At 66.5% G+C, this 14,534-nt stretch carries 15 protein-coding genes and 4 pseudogenes; 7 read left to right on the top strand and 12 right to left on the bottom strand.

The window, feature by feature from the left end; genetic code table 11:
* Positions 1-113: 113 nt before the first annotated feature.
* From OIU81_RS37385 to OIU81_RS37400, 4 genes and pseudogenes are all read right to left on the bottom strand, one after another.
* A complete protein-coding gene (locus OIU81_RS37385; protein WP_329142649.1) occupies positions 114-434 on the bottom strand; it encodes a hypothetical protein in 321 nt (106 codons plus the stop codon).
* A pseudogene (locus tag OIU81_RS37390) lies at positions 415-1,367 on the bottom strand (transposase). The gene OIU81_RS37385 and the pseudogene OIU81_RS37390 overlap by 20 nt, the downstream one beginning before the upstream one ends.
* Before the next feature lie 53 nt (positions 1,368-1,420).
* A pseudogene (locus OIU81_RS42540) lies at positions 1,421-1,966 on the bottom strand (transposase); the annotation flags it as partial.
* Between the two features lie 140 nt (positions 1,967-2,106).
* On the bottom strand, positions 2,107-2,418 hold the full coding sequence (locus tag OIU81_RS37400) for a transposase (protein WP_329142647.1): 312 nt from the start codon (positions 2,416-2,418) through the stop codon (positions 2,107-2,109).
* Positions 2,419-2,595: 177 nt separating this feature from the next.
* Between OIU81_RS37400 and OIU81_RS37405 the strand changes: the two genes are divergently transcribed.
* Both OIU81_RS37405 and OIU81_RS37410 read left to right on the top strand, forming a co-directional pair.
* Positions 2,596-2,871 (top strand): hypothetical protein, encoded by a 276-nt coding sequence (locus OIU81_RS37405; RefSeq protein ID WP_329142646.1) that lies wholly within the window; start codon positions 2,596-2,598, stop codon positions 2,869-2,871.
* Complete coding sequence (locus tag OIU81_RS37410; RefSeq protein ID WP_329142645.1) at positions 2,871-3,776, top strand: cation diffusion facilitator family transporter; 906 nt, start codon at positions 2,871-2,873, stop codon at positions 3,774-3,776. The genes OIU81_RS37405 and OIU81_RS37410 overlap by 1 nt, the downstream gene beginning before the upstream one ends.
* A 501-nt stretch (positions 3,777-4,277) precedes the next feature.
* On the opposite strand, the gene OIU81_RS37415 is transcribed toward OIU81_RS37410, so the two are convergent.
* Positions 4,278-4,580, bottom strand: coding sequence for a hypothetical protein (locus OIU81_RS37415; RefSeq protein WP_329142644.1), 303 nt, complete (start codon positions 4,578-4,580; stop codon positions 4,278-4,280).
* 304 nt (positions 4,581-4,884) lie between these two features.
* Here OIU81_RS37415 and ssb point away from each other — a divergent pair.
* The 3 genes and pseudogenes from ssb to OIU81_RS42550 all read left to right on the top strand — a co-directional run bounded on the left by ssb (position 4,885) and on the right by OIU81_RS42550 (position 7,253).
* Positions 4,885-5,512, top strand: a pseudogene (ssb, locus tag OIU81_RS42545) (single-stranded DNA-binding protein).
* Positions 5,513-5,563: 51 nt separating this feature from the next.
* A complete protein-coding gene (mihF, locus tag OIU81_RS37425) occupies positions 5,564-5,878 on the top strand; it encodes an integration host factor, actinobacterial type (protein ID WP_329142643.1) in 315 nt (104 codons plus the stop codon).
* Between the two features lie 847 nt (positions 5,879-6,725).
* Positions 6,726-7,253 carry a universal stress protein gene (locus OIU81_RS42550; protein ID WP_443074899.1) on the top strand — a complete coding sequence of 176 codons (528 nt, stop codon included), beginning with the start codon at positions 6,726-6,728 and terminating at the stop codon, positions 7,251-7,253.
* Between the two features lie 334 nt (positions 7,254-7,587).
* Here the strand turns inward: OIU81_RS42550 and OIU81_RS37430 are convergent, their stop codons facing one another.
* The 3 genes from OIU81_RS37430 to OIU81_RS37445 form a co-directional block, all read right to left on the bottom strand.
* Complete coding sequence (locus OIU81_RS37430) at positions 7,588-8,121, bottom strand: transposase (protein ID WP_443073908.1); 534 nt, start codon at positions 8,119-8,121, stop codon at positions 7,588-7,590.
* A 133-nt stretch (positions 8,122-8,254) separates the two neighbouring features.
* Positions 8,255-8,626, bottom strand: coding sequence for a hypothetical protein (locus tag OIU81_RS37440; RefSeq protein WP_329142642.1), 372 nt, complete (start codon positions 8,624-8,626; stop codon positions 8,255-8,257).
* Positions 8,623-8,886, bottom strand: a complete 264-nt coding sequence (locus OIU81_RS37445) for a hypothetical protein (protein ID WP_329142641.1) — start codon at positions 8,884-8,886, stop codon at positions 8,623-8,625. The genes OIU81_RS37440 and OIU81_RS37445 overlap by 4 nt, the downstream gene beginning before the upstream one ends.
* 87 nt (positions 8,887-8,973) lie before the next feature.
* Between OIU81_RS37445 and OIU81_RS37450 the strand changes: the two genes are divergently transcribed.
* Positions 8,974-9,432 carry a hypothetical protein gene (locus OIU81_RS37450; RefSeq protein WP_329142640.1) on the top strand — a complete coding sequence of 153 codons (459 nt, stop codon included), beginning with the start codon at positions 8,974-8,976 and terminating at the stop codon, positions 9,430-9,432.
* Between the two features lie 319 nt (positions 9,433-9,751).
* Here the strand turns inward: OIU81_RS37450 and OIU81_RS37455 are convergent, their stop codons facing one another.
* The 3 genes from OIU81_RS37455 to OIU81_RS37465 all read right to left on the bottom strand — a co-directional run bounded on the left by OIU81_RS37455 (position 9,752) and on the right by OIU81_RS37465 (position 11,831).
* Positions 9,752-10,411: an IS630 family transposase gene (locus tag OIU81_RS37455; protein WP_443073907.1), complete on the bottom strand. Its 660-nt coding sequence runs from the start codon at positions 10,409-10,411 to the stop codon at positions 9,752-9,754.
* A 380-nt stretch (positions 10,412-10,791) separates the two neighbouring features.
* Positions 10,792-11,565, bottom strand: coding sequence for an ExeA family protein (locus OIU81_RS37460; protein WP_443074900.1), 774 nt, complete (start codon positions 11,563-11,565; stop codon positions 10,792-10,794).
* 35 nt (positions 11,566-11,600) lie between these two features.
* On the bottom strand, positions 11,601-11,831 hold the full coding sequence (locus OIU81_RS37465; protein ID WP_329142553.1) for a hypothetical protein: 231 nt from the start codon (positions 11,829-11,831) through the stop codon (positions 11,601-11,603).
* Between the two features lie 128 nt (positions 11,832-11,959).
* Between OIU81_RS37465 and OIU81_RS37470 the strand changes: the two genes are divergently transcribed.
* A protein-coding gene (locus OIU81_RS37470) for an IS3 family transposase (protein WP_329142551.1) occupies positions 11,960-13,164 on the top strand; the annotation gives its coding sequence in 2 pieces (ribosomal slippage) (positions 11,960-12,200 and positions 12,200-13,164; 1,206 coding nt in all).
* 38 nt (positions 13,165-13,202) lie between these two features.
* Here OIU81_RS37470 and OIU81_RS37475 read toward each other — a convergent pair.
* Positions 13,203-14,516, bottom strand: a pseudogene (locus OIU81_RS37475) (DDE-type integrase/transposase/recombinase); the annotation flags it as partial.
* Positions 14,517-14,534: the final 18 nt, after the last annotated feature.

Consider the following 14,534-nt stretch of genomic DNA (forward strand, 5'->3'; position numbering starts at 1 on the left):
CAAGGCCACATCAGCACCCTGCCAACATGAGCAAGGCATGCGCCAACGAATCTCGCAACGCGACTGCGTGCAACTCGGGATGAAGTTCCCCCTGCGAGCTGGGCAGCGGGTGTTTACGCTGCCAAGGCGAGGTTCTGCCTGAGCAGGGATCTCGTTTCGAGCGGAGTGGCGTACCCGTAGTCGGGGTGCCGGCGGAGCCGGCTGCGGTTGTACTCGACCTCGATGTAGCGGAAAACGTCGGCCCGGGCGGCCTCGCGGGTTGCCCAGACGGTGGTTCCGATCCCCGATTTGAGGACGACGAACCAGCTTTCGGCGGCGGCGTTATCGTAACAAGAGCCGACACGTCCCATCGACCGCCGCATACGCAACTTGCGTATCTCGGTGCGGAATTCGTCACTCGTGTATTCGGCCAGTTCAACCGGTCGTTGCAACACCGGGCTGTTGTAGTGAGCGTAGCTGCTCCTCGAAGACCTCGGCTGGTGTCCGCCAGCCGAGGATCTTGCGGGGCCGGTTGTTGATCGCCAGGGCGACGGCTTCGAGGTCTGCGGACGACCACCGGGACAGATCGGTGCCCTTCGGGAAGTACTGACGCAGCAGCCCGTTCGTGTTCTCGTTCGTGGGCCGTTGCCAGGGCGCCGCGCCACGGCCCTGGATGAACAGCGCCTGGTAGATCGCTTCGTGGCTGATGCGCATGGACACTCATCATCGGGGAAGTCGGCACGCAGTCGGTGCGAGATCCGTTCCGGGCTCCACGCTGTCGCCCATCGCCTGTCCTGCCGATGCGGCTTGTTCAACCCCTTCCACGCGCGCGTCTCAGGCCCGGTGATGATCGTGCCGTCGGGTCGACGGACACTGCCGGCGAGCCGATCCTGCACGTACTCGCGCAACCTGTCGTTGCCTACGAGCTTCGTGGTCTTCGGGCGCTTCGCGGCCTGCTGCGCCTTCCACTGCGCCACCAGAGCCCGGTAGACCGGCTTGCCGCCCCGGGTCGCCGCGTTGCGGCGCAGCTCGCGTGAGATCGTGCCCGGGTCACGCCCGACCCTGCGGGCGATCTCGCGCACGCCGATCTCCTGGGCGCGCAGCAGCGCGATCTCCTCACGCTCAGCGAACGACAGGCAACGGCCCGTGGGCTCATCCAGGCTGATCGGCGGCATACCGCCAGCGTGACGGAACCACCGGGATCCGACCGGCCATGAAACACCAACAGCCACCGCGGCTTCTGCCGTCGTTACTCCCGACGCGATCCGCCGCCAGAAGTCCCGCTGCACCGCACGAGACGGCTCCGGCCGGCCCGGCGAACGCATCGGCGGTCGCAACGCCCGATCCGCCGCCCACTGCCGTCGCGCACCCGCAGGCGCCTTCGGCATCTGCTTCTCGTCTCGCCCCATCGCGCACCTCCGTAATCAAGGTGTTGCAACGACTGGCTGAACCCAAGTTGTGACCCGGCATCGCTGTGGTGGATCAACTGGCCGCGCCCGACGGGGGTTCCTTCGTGGCTGCGGCGCCACAACGCCATCCGAAGTGGCACGTCGACCAGCTCCACGTCCCGCTTGATGGAAGTGTGCCAGCCCACGATCTTCTGGGAGAAGCAGTCCACGATGAACGCTACGTAGGTGAATGACTGGTACGTGCGCACATCCGTGAAGTCGGTGATCCACTTCTGATCCGGGGCCGGAGCGGTGAAGTCCCTGTTCAGTAAATCCGCTGCCCGGGTGTCGGCCGGGTTGGGGATCGTGGTTCTGAGTCTTCGCCCGTGCACGACGCCGGCCAGGCCGAGGGAGCGCATGGCGCGGTCGACGGCGCCGAACCCGGCATCAGGCGGCACGGTGCGGCGGATGAGAGCCAGCATCTTGCGCCGGCCATAGAGCCCTTCAGGGGCAAGGACACGTTGCCCGGCCTGGTTGGTGGTGAAGGCCGGCCGGCGGACAGCGTCCTCGACCAGGGCGTCACTCACAGTCCGGGGCGCGGGTCCGTTCGTGCCCGTTGCAGGGGCACACCAGGCTCGCAAGGTTCGTGCCGCGATCTTCAGTCCTGCGGTGTTCAGGGCGCTGAGGATCGACTCGACGGCATGACCGACGGCCTTCATCTGGTCGACGAAGGCGACGATCAGCGGTTTCGGGGGTCGAGTTCCTCCGCGAAGAAAATCGTCGCGGACTTGAGGACTTCGTTGACCTCACGTAGCCGCTTGTTCTCCGCTCGCAGCCTGCGCAGTTCCTCGCGCTCGTCCGTACTCACGCCTGCGGTGACACCCATGTCGATCTCGTGCTGAGCCACCCAGCGGCGCACGGACTCACGTGAGACTCCGAGTGATTCGGCAACCTGGACATGGGCAGCACGCTCGGTGGAGTACTCCGACCGATGGTGGGTCACCAGACGCACAGCCTGGCTCCGAAGCGCGGGGTCAATCTTCTTGGGCACGTGTCCCATCCTCTCTGATGGCTCACAACGGAGCGGCAGAGAAGTCGGAACGGTTCACCGTGCCCCTCGGCACTCCGGAGATCAACCCACCTGCAACGATCACATCGCCATGCTCATCCGGAGTGGCACCCTCCGCCCCTCAACATCACTATCCTGAGTGGCACTCAACACCAGGCGATGCAGCCCCTCGACGTGCAGGCGATCCTCACGACCGAAGTCGACCAGCACCTCCGCCTGGGTCGTGCCGTCCCTTGCGCCTTTGCATTTGCGCAGGTCACGGCCTTGTTATCAGAGACGATAACGGTCATCGGTACAGCCTTTGTGTACACCGCAACAACCCTCTATCGTCATTACATGGACGGCTATCCAGGTCAGCCCATTCGTGGGAACGGCCACACGTCATGGGCGGCCGGCGGCCTCTTGGGTGCCCTGGCCGCCGGAGAGGGACACTGATGGGCCACGGGCACAGCCACGGCGGGGGTTCGGCCACCGGACGGCACAGGTGGCGGCTCACGGTCGCGTTCGGGCTGACCGCCTCGTTCTTCGTCATCGAGCTGGCATACGGGCTGATCTCGGGATCACTGGCACTGCTGTCCGACGCAGGGCACATGGCCGCCGACGTGGTGACACTGGCGGCCGCACTGGCAGCCAGCCGGATCGCCACCCGCCCCGACACCACTGGCCGCCGCACCTACGGCTCCTACCGCGCCGAAGTGTTCGCCTCCGCCTTCGCGGTACTGATGATGCTGGGCGTCTGCGTCTACATCGTCACCGCGGCCGTCGGACGCATCGGCACCACCCCCGAAGTGGCCACCGGGCCGATGCTCGTAGTCGGTGCGATCGGCCTGGCCATCAACATCGTCGCTCTCCTGCTGCTGCGTGGCGGAGCCTCGGAGAGCCTGAACGTCAAGGGCGCCTACCTAGAAGTCGTCGCCGACACGGCCGGATCGGTGGGTGTCATCGTGGCGGGCTGGCTGGTGGCATCGACCGGCAACGCGGTCTGGGACACCGTCATCGCTCTCGCGATCGGAGCCTTCATCGTCATCCGCGCCGCCATGCTGGGCCGCCAGGTGCTCGCCGTGCTGGGCCAGCACGTCCCCGAGGACATGGACATCGACAAGGTCAGTACCGACCTGGCCACCATCGACGGCGTCACCGCAGTACACGACCTGCACCTGTGGACCCTGACCTCCGGCATGCCCGTCGCCACCGCCCACCTCGTCGCCCACAACCAAGCCGACAACCACACCGTCCTCGATCAGGCCCGCGACGTACTGCGCCGACGCCACGGCGTCACACACGCCACCCTGCAGATCGAACCAGCCAACCACCAAGGCTGCGACGAAATCGGCTGGTAACCGCCACCACATCGTGCCGCACCCGCCGGCTGAAGCCACCCCACGGTCTGTCCAGCAAACGGCCCCGTCCCACATTCGGTGGTGAATGAACATGCTGCTGTCCAAGGCAGGGGCAGGATGCTGCTGCCGGTGGCGACCTCGTCGGCAGCCGTCTGCAGCACGGCCAAACGCCCACCTGACGGCTGTCCAGAACTCGCCACCCCGGAGTGCGCCTCAGACGGGCGCTGAGGCGCACTCACGGGCAACGCGGACACTTCTCCCCAGCACCGAACTCACCCAGGCCCGAAAAGCACGGGGTGAACCCGGCACCAGGCTGGTACGGCTGCCTTCTCTCCTCCGCCATGCGCGCCGGCCGGCCACGAGACACCGGTACCGCAGCATCAGAAGGCCGGCATGCCCACAGCCTGGTGGCAGCACCGCCCTACGACACGCCTGGGCAGATCCGCCAGGCCCGAGAAGGGAGGAACCACATCACAGACCACGGCACGGCCGCGCGCATCCTCAATACGGAAACTCCCCAAGATAGGGGCTATGCTCGAGAGCCCCGTTGACTGCCACGCAATTGAAGCCCTCGGCGTAGGGAAGTTCCTCGTCAACAAGGGACATGCACTGGTATGTCGGCTCCAGCGGATCCGCACTGACCGCAGCTGCCGCAGCGACAGGCATCACCCCCACTGCCGCTGCCAGTGCGGGACCGATGGTGATCGCCAGCTTGCCCATTGCCTTCATGAAGACCTCCCGGCTCAAAGTGAAATCACTCACATCACAGACCGGCGACAGTGAACTGAAGACGAAAGATTGCACCGCTCCGCCCCCGGTACCGCCACCGCCAGGTCATCAGCGGCCCTACGCAACCGGCAACAGCTACACCCAGCTGTCACCCTCACGAACTGCCCACACCCCTCGTTATGACGAACTGGAAGCAACTGCCGTGGGCCACACACACTGCGCCGTTGTGCCCGCCGCAAGCCGCGGCGTACCCTCACATGCCCCGGACCGCCACAGCCTTCCCTGGGCGTCGACAGTGGCCAGGACCAGGCCCCGGCTGTGCACCTCGACACCAGCCGGTGCCACCCGGTCACGGCAGAGTCCCATTAGGCTCCGTGCCATGCGTAACGACCTTCCACTGACAGTGATCGGGAACCTCGTCGACGATCCCGAGCTGGGATTCACCTCCGCCGGGGTACCGTTCGCCCGGTTCACCGTCGCCTCCACCCCCCCCGCTCCTACGGCCGTGACACCAACACCTGGCAGGACGGCGAAGCCACCTTCCTGGACTGCAGCGCATGGCGGCAGTTCGCCGAGAACCTCGCGGAGTCCAACGTGACCAAAGGGACACGGGTGGTGGTCGCCGGCCGCCTGCGGACCGACCGGTGGGAGACCCCCGAAGGCGAGAAACGCTCCCGCATGGTGATGGACGTCGACGACGTAGGCGCCTCGATGACGTTCACCACCGTCACCATCGCCGCACCACACGCGGCATACCACCCCGAGAAACAGCACCCGACTACCCTTGGGCCACCGCCAGCAGCACACGCCCCACCACACCCCCTCCCGCCGAAACCACCGACACCGACGCCCCTACGGGCGCCCCCCTTCTGACCCCACGGACCGCTCGCACCACGTCGAGGAGAGCCCACGGGCCGCGGCGGGGATCCCCTACACCCCCACCGCGGGCCGGCCCGGCCCGCCCGCCTGGACCGACGTCTGCGGGAAGCCGCTGGTCAGTGCCGTAGCAGCCGAGGCATCATGGCCCTGTTGACCGCCAGGCGAAAGGAGCGCCTCCCGTGACACTTCCCCCACTCACCCCCCAACAGCGCCAGGCCGCCCTCGACAAAGCCCTCGCAGCCCGGCGGGAACGCGCCGAGGCAAGGAAAGCACTCAAGCGCGGCGAGCTGACCCTGACCGAGGTACTCGACAGCCCCTCCCACACCCTCCGCAAGATGCCGGTGCTCTCGCTCCTCACCTCGCTCCCCGGCATCGGCAAGACACGCGCCCAAAAGATCCTCACCGAGCTGAACATCCCCGGCGACCACCGCCTACGCTGCCTCGGCCCCCGCCAACGAGCCCGCCTCTGCGCACACCTCGCACCCAAGAACTGACCCGCCCCGCCGGCCGGAGAACACAGCAGAGCTGCGGAGCATGACCGCCGGCCAGACGTTTTCAGCTTCCGGCCACTCCGAACCGTGCGGCACACTTCTCCCGGCCCCGGCGCGGCGTACCCGGGGCGACACAGCCGGACTCCTAGCCTGCCCGGTATGACGTGGTGCGCGTTTCCCTTCCATGCATTGGCCGAGGGTCTGCTCGTGTTGATGTGCCTGTCAATGGTGGCGCTTGTGTGCAAGCTAGCATCGTGTCAACGGCTGTGAGACTCGGGGTGGCGGGGCGCGGTCCTCTGTCGACGACTGAGATTGCCCGTCCCCTGCCCGAGCTGCGGTCCGCCACGTAGGGCGAAGTACCTGGGGGAGGGGACGAAGGGTCTACCCGCAGCCGGGGCTGATGCCCCCCCCGGTAGGGCCGAACGGATCTGGCCGGCGGGCGACTGGGTGAGCTGTACTGAAAGTGACCTGGAGGATGCGGAGGCGCGGAGTGAGGCCGTGCACCGTGCAGTAGCGGTCGCGTGTCCATACGGGGAGCTTCCCAGTGGTCATCAGCTGGTGGAATCAGGTCAAGCAAAGCCCGATTCCACAAATCGAACGTATCGCCCTCCTGAGGGGTAACGGTAGAGCGTTCAAGAGTAATCGCCGGGTCTTCTGATTGGGGGGCGATTTGCGCATGCCTCAGTCTCAGGGTGGATGCATAAGGCCGAAGGTAGGGTCCGGAGGTTCTCCGCACATGGAAACGGCGACCAGTGGAACTGGCATGCACACGCAATTCTTAAATTGCCTATCGCGGGTCGAAGTAATGCCAGAGAAGGTCCGAAAAAGAATGAATAGAAAAGTGAGGAAAATGCTCGCCAATCTCAGTCGGCGTGCAAGGCGCGTCATTGTAGGAGTCCACGGTACCCCCGGAAGTGTGCAGGCGCTTCGACACGCAGCGAGCGAAGCGCGGCTGCGCCGGGCTGTCCTGACGGTCGTCAACGTATGGAGCCCGATCGGTGGCGAAGTAGCCGAGCGCATGACCCCATGCCCCGAGCTATGTCGGGTCCAGCAAGAACACGCCCGTCAGGATGTCGAGGAGGCATGCCGTCAAGCACAGTTCGGCGACGACCTGACGGTGGAGAAGCGCATCGTCCGTGGCGCGCCGGGTGAAGTACTAACGCATATAGCACAGCAGAAAGGGGACCTGCTAGTGGTAGGGGCTCCACGGCGGAGCCTGTTTGCCCCACGTTACGCAACAGTCATCAGATACTGTCTTCGCAATTCTCACCTTCCAGTGATGATCGTACCAGCGCCTGCTAGGCAACGAGAAGCTCATAATGGCTTCCTTCGCCGTTCCGCTGAGTTTCTTAGAGTTTCATCGCGGCGTTTTTCGTAGCACAGTGACGTCCATGAGACTGAGCTTGCCGGCGGCGCGGAAGCGGGTCCGGAAGCGGGTCTACAAGCTGCAAGCTGAGGGAGAGTCGCGGCCCTCTCTGCAAGAAGGCCCCGTGTTTCACCGAGGAGCGCCGGTGTCTACTGCCAACCTTACGGCACACGGCACGGTGATCAGCCCGGGAACCGGGACTACCTCACTGCTTATCCCGGCTTGACTGCGTGTTCAGTCGCATTTCTCGTCATCGGAGGGGAGTTCCTCATGTCCCGCAATTCCCTTGGTGCATCCGCGGTCCTCGTCTGCGCTGCTCTTGTACTGACCTTTGATTACGGGCTTGCTACGGGTGGCTGAGTTCGAGGCCGGTCCCGGCCAGGAATCCGATGAGGAGTTCGGGGTGGCGCTGGATGTAGCGAAGGGCGTTCTTCACGGCCTGGTGAAGCTCATGAATCGAACGGAACGCCCGGTTCGCGATCTTCTCCTTGGTGTGCGCCCAGAGCAGCTCGACGGGGTTCAACTCCGGTGCGTAGGAGGACAGCTGGATGATCGTGAGCCAGTCCTTGCGCTGCGCGTACTGCTTCACGTGTTTGCTGATGTGGCTGGAGCAGTTGTCCCAGATGACGGTGACGGTGACGGGGCCGTCCAGGCGCCGGTGGAGCAGATCCAGGAAGCGTGGGAAGTCCTTCTTCGTGAAGCCCCCCGACGGCTTGACCGCGTTCACTCCAGCCGCCCGGCCCACGACCCGGATGCCGCCATGGCCCAGGCTTCGGGCCTCTACGGCCATCAGCAACCGCCGCTGTCGCTCGTCCAGATGCGGGAGCAACACCGCAAACTTCACGGTAAGTTGATCACGAGTCTCGTCCGGGATGCGCATACGCCATCAACGAGCACCAACCTCGAAAGCAACACCTTGATGACCGGCAGGCCCTTAGGTTTGGACCGCGGGCGTGAATACCCGGCTACGACTGTTCGCGCTCTTGGAGGGGGCCCGTCCTTCGTCGGCCGGGTCAGGGGGCGCCGATGTCCACTGCCCATACGCCGGTGCCGTCATACGCCTGCGGTGCGGCGGTAAGGACCTGCCCGCCGTCGGCTTCAGAGACGGCCGCGTAAACCGCGTGCGCGCAACTCCATTCGATGCCGGACGCAGCGGCTTCTTCAACCGCTGCACAGGCAGCGAAGTCCAAGGGCAGGAATTCCAGCCCGGAGAGAGCGCCGACGTGAGCGGTGGCGCCGGGCAGCTCCTGGCTGGCTGCGACCAGGCAGAGCGCGGGCACGTGGGCGCGTTGCTGCAGGTCGCCTGCTTCGATGACGACAAGGCCAGCGAGGAACCGGTGCCCGTGGCAGAGGGCTAACACCGCGGTGTGATCGAGGATGATCACCTACGGCCGCCGAGGCGGCCGGCTGCGATGTCAGCGCGCCACTGCTGGGCGCGGGCGACCTCATCATCGCTCAGGTCCGGGCACAGGTTCGTGCGAACGTAAGCCAGGGCGCGGGCGGTGCGCTCTGCGCGGTCGGCGTTGGTGGGAACCTGCGCGATCAGGCTCTCCACAACGTTGCGGGTGCTGGTGCCACGTTCCTTGGCCAGGATGCGAAGCCGGTCCCGGACCTCGTCCGTAATCTTGATCGTCGTATCAGCCACCCCGGAAGAATACATCCGAATATCCTGGGTGCGGTACCAGGACGCCCAAGAGGCCGACGGCAACGCCGGGTGAGGTAGGGAGGGGCGATGACGACGCAGTTCGATGTGGCGACCGGGTCGGGGCTGCCGATCGATCCTGGTGAGCGGCGGCTTCATGCGGCGCGCGAGGCCTTCGAGGCGCTATGCGAGATCCGCCGGCTGATGAACACCGACGCTGCGGACCCGTTGGCGACACCGGCACTGTGGGAGCGCTGCCAAGCTGTGCGCGCTGTCGCGCTCACGCTGGAGGCCAACGGACTGGCTCCGTCCGCGCTCGACAGCCAGGGTGTGCGGGTCGCGACGGGCTACTGCGTCGAAGACGTCCCGGACCGCGGCGGCGTGGTGCGGGTGCGGTGGGTTGGGCCGTCAGGTAGTGGGGTCCGGTTCGACCAGCAGCGGGCGCTGCAGCAGTGCGAGCAGGTACTGACCGGGTGCGGCTGGACGGCGCTGCTGTATCGCGGACCGCGCCGCCAGTGGTACCTCGAAGTTGAGGCTCTCTCCCTGTGAGCAGCACGATGCCTTCGTCACCGGGGACGCACATCCGCACCGCCAAGAGCCCCAGCCGCAACGGGGTACGCGAGCGCTCTCTGAAGTACGAACACCTCTACCGCCTGGAGAGTGGAAACCTCACTATCCTCGCCGGCCTCGCCCGCGAGGCCGGGCACTGCCGGCACGTCTTCAACCATGTCCGGCCCCACCAGGCCCTCGCCGACCACCGCCCCATCGAGGTTTACCACGCCCCGAGCCCGCACGCCCCAGCTTTCAAACCAAGATCACTGGGCCACAAAGCTGACGCCGGGCCAGAAGTCAATCCACGAGCTATTGATCAGAAACTCATGGGGTTCCCGTCCAGGATGTAGCGGACATGCGGGCCGCCAAAGTAGCCGCGGACGATCTGCGGTTGACGCTGTCGTCTGCGGAAGAAGCGACGGGTCTCGGCGGCGAGTTCGGCCTGGTTACGGGCCCGGTGCTGCTTGGGCAGGCTGTGCTTGAGGTCGGCGTTGACCAGCTCGTCAGGGTTCAGCTCGGGCGAGTACGGGGGCAGGAAGTGCAGCTCGACGTCGTCGGGGTGGGCAGCGAGCCAGTCGCGGACCCTCTTGGAGCGGTGGGCGAAGTGCCCGTCGACCACGAGATGGACCTTACGGTCGAAGTGGCCGGCGAGCCGGTCCGGGAAGCGGCACATCACTTCGGCGGTGAAGCTCTCGGCGAAGACCATGAAGTGCATCCCGCACTTGGTACTGATCGCCGACATCGCGTCCACCGAGAACCGGTTGCCGGTCCGCCGCACGACGGGAGTCTTCCCCTTCTCTCCCCAGGTGCGGCCGGTGACCTGGTCGGAGCGGATGCCGACCTGGTCGGCGAACAGGACCTCGCCCAGTCCTTCTTCGCCTTCGCCCAGATCGCCGGCCAGCCCTGCCCTCCTCGTGCCAGCTGTCGGCGTACATGTGAACGTGGCTCTGGCAAGATTTTCGTAGCCCGAGATCATCTCGCCGTGATGGGCGGCTCGTCCGCGTCGTGGGCAGCCTTTGGTTGAGCTCTGTTGAACTGGGCAATTCATTCACGCAGTTGGCGGATGTTCTGGTGGTGTCGATCAACATCTCTGGTCCTTTCGTGGTGATCTCCGCCTTACGAGATCGCGTCCTCCGGCCGGGTGCACTGGGTGCGGCGCGCTGAGTGCGTGGGTGCACAGTCGTTACGTACGGCGCCTCGCCGATGCTGTTGGGTGCCATTCAAAATCGTGACGGGTTTGCCATTCCCGATGGTGATGTTCGGGGATGAGAAGAGCCCGCCGGTGGGGTTCCGGCGGGCTGTTTGATCTTCATCGTGTCACTGGGATGTTGACGGTGCCTATGGTGGGCGCGGTCGTCATTCGGCGGTGACTTCGGCGACGGCGGCGCGGGCGCTGGTCTCGTCGACGATGGGCTTGCCCTCGGCGTAGGCGGACAGCAGGGCCTGGACGGCGAGGTTGTTGACGGCGCGGGGAAAGCCGCGGGCGGTGTCGTGGATCAGCGTGATCGCGTCGTCGGTGAACAGGGTGTCGCTGCGGCCGGCGAGCGCGAGGTGGTGGACCAGGTAGGAGGAGGTCTCCTCGCCGGTCATGGACGGCATGTTGTAGCGGACCTGGATCCTCTGGTCCAGGGCGGCCAGGACACCGAGTTTGATCTTGTGCCGCAGGGTCGGCTGGCCGATCAGCAGGCAGGCCAGCGGGCTGTTGGAATCCATCTCGTCGTTGGTCAGCATCCGGATCGCCTCCAGCTGCTCGTGGTCCAGGAGATGTGCCTCCTCGATGATCAGGATGGGGACGCGGCCGCGCTCGTTGTTCTCGGTGGCCAGCAGGGCGGTGGCCTGCGGGATCAGCGTCGACTTGTGCGGACGCGGGACGCCGCCCAGCGAGGCGACGATCGCGTGGTGGATCCCGGCGACGCCGACCGCGGGGTTCGCCAGGTAGATCACCTTGTGGCGGGGGTGGTCCAGCTGGGACAGCGACGCTCTGACCGCGACGGTCTTGCCCGCGCCGACCTCGCCGGTGATCACCCCCAGTGCGCGTTCGCCGATGCACCAGGTGATGCGGGCGACGGCCTGCGCGTGGGAGGAGTGCCGGTGCAGCATCGAGGGGGCCAGGTCCTTGTCGAAGGGCATGCGCGTGAAGCCCCAGTGCGCGGTCAGTTTGTCTATCAACGTCCGTCCGTCCTCTCCAAGTGGGCGATGCAGCGGTCCAGTTCGGCTGCGGCGTGTTCGGCCCGCCGGTGGAAGCGGACCGCGAGCCGCAAGGCCGGGCCGGTGACCCGGTGGTGGTCGAGCCTGCGGCCGGCCAGCCGCAGCGTCCGCTCCAGCAGCAGGCGGGCCGACGTCTCCTGGTCGTCGAGCTCGTCGAGCCGGTCCTGGACCGGGTTGCCGCTGGTCACGAGCCTTCCTCGGTCAGGTCGACGGCTTCGGTCGGTTGGGCCTGGCCGGGCAGGAAGACTGAGGTGATCCCCGTGATGTGGACACACCTGACAATGGATCTTGTTGATCCTGGAAGGTGTAGATCTCTGTGGCACGGCCCTCGAAGTACAGTGCGGAGTTCCGGTCCGACGCGATCGCGTTGTGGCGGGCTTCGGCCGGCAGGCGGACGTTCAAGGACGTCGCGGCCGATCTGAACGTCAACCCCGAGACGCTGCGGACCTGGGTGCGCGACATGGACGCACCGTCGGCCGCCGCTGGCGCGTCGGATGGCGCGGAGGGCGAGCTGGCGCGGCTGCGGGCGGAGAACGCCCGGCTGCTGAAGAACGAGAAGGAATGGCAGCTGGAGCGGGAGATCCTGCGCCGGGCAGCGGCGTATTTTGCCCGGGAGATGAAGTGAAGACCGCCGCTTGGGACTTCGTCTCCGCCCATGCCGAGATGTTCGGCGTCAAGCGGATATGCCGGGTGCTGGAGGTCTCCCGCTCGGGCTACTACGGGTGGATCGCCGGCGCCGAAGCGCGGGCCGTGCAGCAGGCCGCCGAGGACACGCTGGTCGCCGAGATCCGCGAGATCCACGCCGAACACCGCGGGAACTACGGCGCGTTGCGGGTCCACGCCGAGCTGCGCGGCTTCGGCCACACGGTCAACCGCAAGCGGGTCGCGCGGCTGATGCGCAAGCACGACATCGTCGGCCGCCACCTGCGCAAGAAGAAGCGCACCACGACTCCAGACCGCCTCGCGCCGCCGGTGCCGGACCTGGTCCGGCGGGACTTCACCGCCGGCGATCTGGACGAGAAGTGGTGCGGTGACATCACATACGTGCAGGTCGGAGCAACGTGGCTCTACCTCGCCTGCGTCGTGGACATCCGGTCCCGCCGGGTGCTCGGCTGGTCGATGGCCCCGCACATGCGGGCCGAACTCGTCATCGACGCGCTCCAGAACGCGGTCGCCGCCCGCGGCGGCAACGTGGCCGGAGTGATCTTCCACGCGGACCGCGGGTCGCAGTACACCTCGGCCGCGTTCGCCCAGGTCTGCGACCGGTACGGCATCCGCAGGAGCATGGGCAGGGTCGGCTCAAGTTACGACAACGCCCTGGCCGAGAGTTTCTGGCAGGGCCTGAAGCGAGAAACGATGTACGGGAAACTGTTCTTGACGATGCGGCAGGCGAGGCTGGAGATATTCCAGTGGCTCACCTACTACAACGCCCGCCGCCGCCACAGCGCCCTGGGCTACCTCTCCCCAATGGAGTTCGAACAGCAGCACCACAAGACAGCTAAACTCTCACTCGCAGCATGAACCCCTGTGTCCACACTCCGGGGGTCACCTCACACCTCGTAGTTGATCCGCTGCCCGAGTTCCCTGGTGCGCTCGGTGTCGATCAGGCAGAGGTAGTCGATCCCGGTCGGCGCCGGCGGGGCCGCGACGGGGGTCTCGGGCTTGGCCTTGGGGTGCGCGTGCCGGGTGATCTGGTGCGGGATGGCCTTGCCGAACGAGCGTCCGCCGAAGCGGACGTCGATGTCGGTCAGGTCGAAGGGGTCGAAGACGAGCTCGACCTGCCGGCCGACCAGCGAGGCGTCGACGTTGTAGGTGTTGGACTGGAGTGAGACCGTGGCGGTCTTGGCGACCTTCCGCAGCTCTGACCAGCGGAAAGCCTCCCTCAACGCGTCCGGGGTGGGGACCGGGAACGGGGCGCTGGCCATCCACCGCTCCAGCGGCTGCTGCCCCGTCTCGGAGTGCGCCCGCCGGTGATAGACCTGCTCGACCCAGGCTGTGAAGAGGCGATTGAGCATGGCCAGGTCGGTGACCTTCTCCGTGTCGACCTCGACCAGGAACTGTTCCCGGACAGTGCGGAAAAAGCGTTCGATCTTGCCCCTGCCCTGCGGGCGCCCCGGCGTCGAGTGGATCAGCTTGATCCCGAGCCTCGCGCAGGCTCTGAGCAGGGCGGAGTCCACGAACGCGGAGCCGTTGTCGACGTAGACGCCCTCGGGGACGCCGCGGGCGGCCAGTGCCGGCCGAAGCGCCGCCGCCAGTCGGACGCTGTCCTCGGCGCCGCCCCAGCGGTGCCCGACCACCGCCCGACTGTGGTCGTCGACGAACGCGAAGAGATAAGCCTTGTGACCTGCGATCTTCGGCCCGTGGAGGGCATCCCCGACCCAGAGCTCATTCGGCCGGTTCGCCTCGAACCGGCCGAACGCCTCCGGCGCCTGCCCGTCGGGGCGGGTCAGCAGTTCCAGGCGCTGAAGGTGCCGGTGGACGGTGCGGTAGGACGGGCCCCAGCCCAGGTGCTGCTGCAGGATCCGCACCACCTGCGCGGTCGACCGGCTCGGATTCTCCCGCTTCAAGGCCGCTGCCAGGTCCAGCACCTCCTCCGGCGTGCGCGGGGTGACCTGCCGGGTCGGCGGCAGCAGCGCGTCGAAACCGCCCTCACGCCAGAGCTTGAGCCAGCGATCCACCGTCCCGCGCGTGATCTTGACCGGCTTCCCGAACGGATCGGTGTGCACCCGGGCAGCGATCGCGCGGACCATCGCCCCGCGCTGGCGCGGGCTCAGGGCAGCGTCAGCCGCCTCGCGGATCAACTGGTAACGGAACAAGGCGACTTGGTGGGCCCGTTCGGCCCGCCGTCGCTCCTCCTCATCGACCAACGCCATCCGGCGCCCTCCTGAAAC

Source organism: Streptomyces sp. NBC_01454 (assembly GCF_036227565.1).
In the GTDB taxonomy this organism is placed as follows: Bacteria; Actinomycetota; Actinomycetes; order Streptomycetales; family Streptomycetaceae; genus Streptomyces.

Excerpts from the sequence above, each read along its gene's own strand:
- OIU81_RS37405 (WP_329142646.1), top strand. The coding sequence starts at position 2,596 with ATGCAGCCCCTCGACGTGCAGGCGATCCTCACGACCGAAGTCGACCAG.
- OIU81_RS37410 (WP_329142645.1), top strand. The coding sequence starts at position 2,871 with ATGGGCCACGGGCACAGCCACGGCGGGGGTTCGGCCACCGGACGGCAC.
- OIU81_RS42550 (WP_443074899.1), top strand. The coding sequence starts at position 6,726 with ATGCTCGCCAATCTCAGTCGGCGTGCAAGGCGCGTCATTGTAGGAGTC.
- OIU81_RS37430 (WP_443073908.1), bottom strand. The coding sequence starts at position 8,121 with ATGCGCATCCCGGACGAGACTCGTGATCAACTTACCGTGAAGTTTGCG.
- OIU81_RS37450 (WP_329142640.1), top strand. The coding sequence starts at position 8,974 with ATGACGACGCAGTTCGATGTGGCGACCGGGTCGGGGCTGCCGATCGAT.
- OIU81_RS37455 (WP_443073907.1), bottom strand. The coding sequence starts at position 10,411 with ATGATCTCGGGCTACGAAAATCTTGCCAGAGCCACGTTCACATGTACG.
- OIU81_RS37460 (WP_443074900.1), bottom strand. The coding sequence starts at position 11,565 with ATGCCCTTCGACAAGGACCTGGCCCCCTCGATGCTGCACCGGCACTCC.